This is a genomic window from Pseudomonas sp. RW407 (genome assembly GCF_003176655.1).
Lineage (GTDB): Bacteria > Pseudomonadota > Gammaproteobacteria > Pseudomonadales > Pseudomonadaceae > Pseudomonas > Pseudomonas delhiensis.
On record NZ_QGSL01000107.1, the window covers coordinates 874,541 to 880,049 of the forward strand.

Below are 5,509 nucleotides of genomic sequence, written 5' to 3' on the forward strand. Positions count from 1 at the left end.
AGAGCGCCCTCTCCCTAACCCTCTCCCTGAAGGGAGAGGGGACCGTTCGGTGTGCGCTGGTATTTCGGCGTTAGCCGGCTTGTATCGAGTTCCCGGCTGACCCCAAATCCTCTCTCGGCACAGACTAGCTCCCTCTCCCTTCAGGGAGAGGGCTGGGGAGAGGGGCGGCCTCGAACCAACACACCAGAACTCCGGACGAGCACCACCCCGGAGATGGTTATCGCTCCGCCCCCGTTCTACGTCTCTGCCAACCGCTTCTTCAAATAAAACCGCTGATGCCCCGGCGGGCAATCCTCCAGCACCCCCATCGGCTCGAACCCCTGCTTCCGATAGAACTCCGGCGCCTGGAAGCTGTAGGTATAGAGGAACACCCCCACGCAGCCGCGGCGCCGCGCTTCCTCCTCGGCCAGCGCCAGCAACTGCGCACCCAACCCTGCGCCGCGCTGCCTCGCATCCAGCCACAGATAGTCCACGTACAACCACCCCATCCCCGAATGCCCGAACATCCCGCCCACCACCCGGTCCCCGGCGTCGCGGGCGTACAGCTCGAAGTCCTCGTAGCCGTAGGCCTCGCCCATCTGCTCGATGTTGTAGGCGCGCAGGCCTTCCTCCACGACGGCCCGGGCCTGGGGATCGGCGCCCGGGGTGAACTGGTAGCTGGCTTGCGACATGGCGCCTCCTGGCGGATGGAAAACGCCTAGTCTAGAGGGGAAGCGGGGCCCGTGTCCGGTGCCTTGCGCTGGCACCGGCGCGCGCTTTGGGGAAGAATGCGCGCCCGCCGCCCCATACCGAGCTTTCCCATGACCGCCATCCGCGAGCACCGCCCATGAGCACCGCCACCGTCGAGCTGGTGCGTACCGGCCCCGAACACAGCGAGCTGATCCGCAACCTCTACCAGTTCTATGCCTACGAGTCCTCGGACTGGGAGCAGGAGGACGTCGAGGCCGACGGCCGCTTCTACATCCACGAGGAACACCTGGCGCGCTACTGGCAGGCGTCGCAGTGGAGCGCCGAGCTGGTGCTGGTCGACGGCTTCATCGCCGGCTTCGTGCTCATCGAGCGCAGCGAGCTGCCGGGCATCGACGCCCTGGAGCTGGCCGACCTGTTCATCCTGAAGAAGTACCGCCACCAGGGCATCGGCCGCGCCGTGGCGACCCAGGTGCTGACCCGCGGGGAGGGCGCCTGGCTGGTGCATTTCTACCGCCAGGACGAAACGGCCCGGGCCTTCTGGCAGGCGGTGCTGGCCGAACTGCCGCGGCCAGCGCGGCCCATCGAGTCGGTCGACGACGAGCAGTTGCTGAGCTACCTGGTGACGCCGGTCACCCACTGAGGCACTGTGCGCCCGGGTCATAGGTCTGTCATTTCCGATCATTGAGCCGCGCCGGGGCCGGTCTTATGGTTCCTCTGACCACGGCGTCCGGCGCTGCCGGATGGTTCTCCATGACAAGAAGACAGAGGAACCGATGATGAGCGAATTGCAACTGCACCCCCAGGCTGCCGCTTCCCTCCAGCACTGGCACCGCATGATCGAGCGGCGCGACTTCGGCGCGCTGCCTGAGCTGCTGGCCGAGGACGTGGTGTTCCGCTCGCCCATGGCCCACACGCCCTACCCGGGGGCGAAGGTGGCGGCGACCATCCTCAACACCGTGCTGCAGGTCTTCGCCGACTTCACCTACCACCGCGAGCTGGCCACCGCCGACGGCCTGAGCGTGGTGCTGGAGTTCAGCGCCAAGGTCAACGGCCGCGAGCTCAAGGGCATCGACATGATCCGCTTCGACGAGCAGGGCCGCATCGTCGAGTTCGAAGTCATGGTCCGCCCCATGAGCGGCCTGCAGGCCCTCGGCGAGGAAATGGGCCGGCGCCTGGGCGCCTACCTGGCGGCAACCAAGGCCTGAGCCACACGGCCCGGCGCCGAGCCGGGCCGAACGCACGGGGCGCCGGCGCCCTGTGCTAGGCTGAGGCGGTTGTCCTCCCCAGCCGAGTGAACAGGGATGCTCGCTGCACTCAAGCGTTACCCGCGGTCGGTGAACCTGCTGTTCTGCGCCACCTTCGTCCTGACCCTGGGGCGGGCCATCAGCCTGCCGTTCCTGGTCGTCTACCTGTCCTCGACCTTCGGCCTGCCGATCGCCCGCATCGGCGCCATCGTCGGCGGCGCGCTGATCGCCGGCTCCGTGCTGAGCCTGTACGGCGGCTACCTGACCGACCGCCTCTCCAGCCGCGGGCTCATCCTGGGCTATACCGCGTGCTTCATCGCCGGCTTCGTCGGCATGTGCCTGGCCGCCGACCTCTGGCTGTTCTTCGGCTTCCTGGTGGCCTTCAACTTCGCCTACTCGGCGGTGGACGTGGTGGTGAAGGCGAGCTTCGGCCGCCTGCTGCCGGCGCAGGAACAGGGCCGTGCCTTTTCCATCCGCTACACCTTCATCAACATCGGCTATGCCGTCGGCCCCTTCCTCGGCGCCGGGCTGGCCCACTGGGCGCCGAAGCTGCCGTTCGTGGCCTCCGCGCTGCTCGGCGGCGGCTTCCTGCTGCTCTACCTGGTCCATGGCGAGCGCAGCCAGCGCCCGGCCCCGACCGGGCAGGCGCCGGTGGCCTTCCTTGCCCTGGGCCGTGTGCTGCTGGATGACCGGCGCCTGGTCTGCTTAACCTTCGGCGGCGTGCTCAGCGCGGTGGTGTTCGGCCAGTTCACTGCCTACCTCTCGCAGTACCTGGTCACCACCCGCAGCGCCGAGGCGGCCTACCAGGTCATCAGCAGCGTGGTGGCGGTCAACGCCCTGGTGGTGATCGCCCTGCAATATCCGCTGGGCCGGCGCATCGACGAGCGCCGCCTGGAGACCTGGCTGCTGGCCGGGCTGGCGCTGTTCCTGGCCGGGGTGATCGGCTTCGCGCTGTCCACCAGCGTGCTGCACTGGGTGCTGGCGATGGCCGTGTTCACCCTGGGCGAGATCATCGTGTTCCCCGCCGAATACATGTTCATCGACCGCATCGCCCCGCCGCGGCTGCGCGGCATGTACTACGGCGCGCAGAACCTCTCCAACCTCGGCGGCGCGCTGGGGCCGGTGCTCTGCGGCTGGGTGCTGGCGAGCCTGCCGGCGCACTGGATGTTCGTGATGCTGGGCGCCTTCGTCGTCGCCGGCGGGGTGTTCTACCGCCTGGGCGCGGCGCTGCCGGCGGCGCCCCGGCAACCCTGAGGCATCGGCGGGGCGGTCGACGATGGCCAGGGCCTTCGGCAATCGTTCGGCATGGGCGGTCTGGGTCATCGGCGGACCTCCGGCGTGGTGATGTCCCGGTATTGGCGAGCATCGGGCAGGGCTCTTTCCGACGAGTTCTGGTCCTTTCCGGGAACAACTCAGACCTTTCCCATTTATTAGTGACGCCCCACCCCCTGAACCTTGGACCTGGCGTTGCCCGACAGCCTTCGGCTGGCGGACCGGTGCCATCCATCGTCAATGGGAAGGGCGCTCTGCTCGCGTGGGGCTCCCAATAGAGGGGGCCTCAGTGGCTATCGGATATTTCATTCGTTGTGGGGACAAGACCAGCTGTGGTGGTGTGGTGCTGGAAGCCGATACGCGCGTCATGATGTTCGGCGTTGCCCGTGCGCGTGAGGGCGACCGGGTTTCCTGTGGCAAGGACGGCAAGACCTACCGAATCCTCGGAGGGATTCCACATATCCGCAGCCACGGCAAACTCGTGGCGGGCTCTCTGGACAGCATCAGTGGCTGCCCCTGCAAGGCCAGGCTGATCCCATCGTTGTTCAGCGCTACCTACCGATCGGCCCAGGGTGACCTCAGGGCCGCGACAGCCGCACCGCCATCCCCCGTTGTCGCGATGCCGCTAGCCGCAGCTTCATTGAAGCCCCCAAAACCGCTCGTCAACAGCTTTCAGGAAGAGGAGGAAGAAGAGGAAGAGCTGGAGGAGGCCGGCATCGTGCTGCGCCTGGGCCTGTTCTTCGACGGCACCGGCAACAACGAGGCCAACAGCGCGGCCGCTGCTGGCTGCTTCGCCGCCGATGTGGGGCTGGCTGCGGAAGTCGCCGAGGACATTCGCCAGTATTGCGCGGCCCTGGGGTATGACGGCCAGGGCGGGGCGCCGGACAACAGTTATGGCAATGACCTCAGTAATGTGGCGCGCCTTTATGCCCTCTATCCGGACGATACGCTCATACAACTATCTCCAGGGGCCGAAGAGGCCTACATCCCAATTTACATTGAAGGCATCGGCACTCGTAGCGGTCTGGGTGACTCCCTCTATAGCCAGGGTACCGGCCAGGGGAACACCGGCGTGGTGGCGCGGGTCGAGCAGATGCCGGCGTTGGTCATGACGCAGTTGGATCGGTTTCGAGAGGCGAACCCTCAGTCCAAGATTCATCGGATCGAGATCGACCTGTTCGGTTTCAGCCGGGGCGCGGCGGCGGCGCGGCACTGCGCCAACGACCTACTCAAGGGTGCGAACAGCCTGCTGGCCCGGTCGCTGCCCGCTGGCTCGACCTTGTTGGCGGCCGGATTCGCTTGGCGCCACCGCAGCGACTTCGCCCTCAACTTCATCGGGTTGTTCGATACCGTGGCCAGCATCGTCTCGCCACAAACCCTCGATTTCAGCCCGCACAATGCCAGGAATTCCGGGCTGCACCTGCGGCTCGCACCGGGCATGGCCCGCCAGGTGGTTCACCTGGTGGCCGATCATGAATACCGCCACAACTTTTCCCTGACCCAGGCCGAACTGGACATCGTGCTTCCGGGTTGCCATTCGGACATCGGTGGCGGTTACCTGCCCCTGGCCAGGGAGAAGCTGCTACTGAGCAAGCCCGACAGCAGCCTCGAGATCGCCTCGCTCGCCACCGAGCGCAGCGGGGCCCACTGGCGCACCAGGCAGCGCTTCGATCGGGAGTTGCACCACTGGTCGGCCTATGTACCGCCCGAGGGGCTGAGCGTCGCCACCAGGTCGGTGCAGGTGCGCCATCGCGCACGGGACACAGTGGCGGAAAAGCGGGTGTACGCCGCCATCGCCAGCGAGCGAGAGGTGCGCGGCGAACTGTCGCTGGTCTACCTGCGCATCATGCGGGAATGGGCGGTGCGTACTGGGGTGGCGTTCAGAGCAGTGCCCAGTTCACAGGCTTTCGCCTTGCCTGCCGAACTGCAGCCCATCGCCACCAAGTTGCAGGCTTTCGCCCTGGGCGAAGCCTTCACGCCCCTCACCGCCGAGGAAACCGCCTTGCTGCGCCGTCGCTACATCCACCTCTCGGCCAACTGGAATGCCGCCAAGGGCTGGAACAACAGCGCCCTGGACGTGGCGTTCATCCATCGCCCAGCCGAGGGGATGCAGCGCAAGGAGCACCCCAATGAGTAAAACCAGAATCCTGATGCTGCTGAGCTTGCTGCTGGGCTTGGCCGGCTGTGCCGGTGGCGCCCATCGGTTGCCCTATGACTCGTGGCGCCTGGGTTTCGGTACCCCAAATTACATGGAGGTGTGGATCGAGACCGCCGATGCAGTGGATGTGCAGGATCGTGTCTTC

Annotated in this window: 5 protein-coding genes; 4 read left to right on the forward strand and 1 reads right to left on the reverse strand. The window is 66.6% G+C overall.

Annotation, left to right across the window (positions count from 1 at the left end):
• Positions 1–236 precede the first annotated feature (236 nt).
• Entirely contained in the window at positions 237–671 is a 435-nt protein-coding gene (locus tag DK254_RS28100) for a GNAT family N-acetyltransferase (protein WP_109936447.1), read from the reverse strand.
• A 155-nt stretch (positions 672–826) separates the two neighbouring features.
• On the opposite strand from DK254_RS28100, the gene DK254_RS28105 reads away from it, so the two are divergent.
• The 4 genes from DK254_RS28105 (at position 827) to DK254_RS28120 (ending at position 5,343) form a co-directional block, all read left to right on the forward strand.
• On the forward strand, positions 827–1,330 hold the full coding sequence (locus DK254_RS28105; protein WP_109936448.1) for a GNAT family N-acetyltransferase: 504 nt from the start codon (positions 827–829) through the stop codon (positions 1,328–1,330).
• A 136-nt stretch (positions 1,331–1,466) separates the two neighbouring features.
• The gene (locus DK254_RS28110; RefSeq protein WP_109936449.1) at positions 1,467–1,895 is read left to right on the forward strand and encodes a nuclear transport factor 2 family protein; all 429 of its coding nucleotides are present in this window, start codon (positions 1,467–1,469) and stop codon (positions 1,893–1,895) included.
• A gap of 96 nt (positions 1,896–1,991) precedes the next feature.
• Positions 1,992–3,188 (forward strand): MFS transporter, encoded by a 1,197-nt coding sequence (locus DK254_RS28115; RefSeq protein ID WP_109936450.1) that lies wholly within the window; start codon positions 1,992–1,994, stop codon positions 3,186–3,188.
• A gap of 307 nt (positions 3,189–3,495) precedes the next feature.
• On the forward strand, positions 3,496–5,343 hold the full coding sequence (locus DK254_RS28120; protein WP_109936451.1) for a phospholipase effector Tle1 domain-containing protein: 1,848 nt from the start codon (positions 3,496–3,498) through the stop codon (positions 5,341–5,343).
• The last annotated feature ends 166 nt before the right edge of the window (positions 5,344–5,509 follow it).

What these genes read in the sequence shown, in the direction of transcription:
- DK254_RS28100 (WP_109936447.1), bottom strand. Translation starts at nt 671, where the DNA reads ATGTCGCAAGCCAGCTACCAGTTCACCCCGGGCGCCGATCCCCAGGCC.
- DK254_RS28105 (WP_109936448.1), top strand. Translation starts at nt 827, where the DNA reads ATGAGCACCGCCACCGTCGAGCTGGTGCGTACCGGCCCCGAACACAGC.
- DK254_RS28110 (WP_109936449.1), top strand. Translation starts at nt 1,467, where the DNA reads ATGAGCGAATTGCAACTGCACCCCCAGGCTGCCGCTTCCCTCCAGCAC.
- DK254_RS28115 (WP_109936450.1), top strand. Translation starts at nt 1,992, where the DNA reads ATGCTCGCTGCACTCAAGCGTTACCCGCGGTCGGTGAACCTGCTGTTC.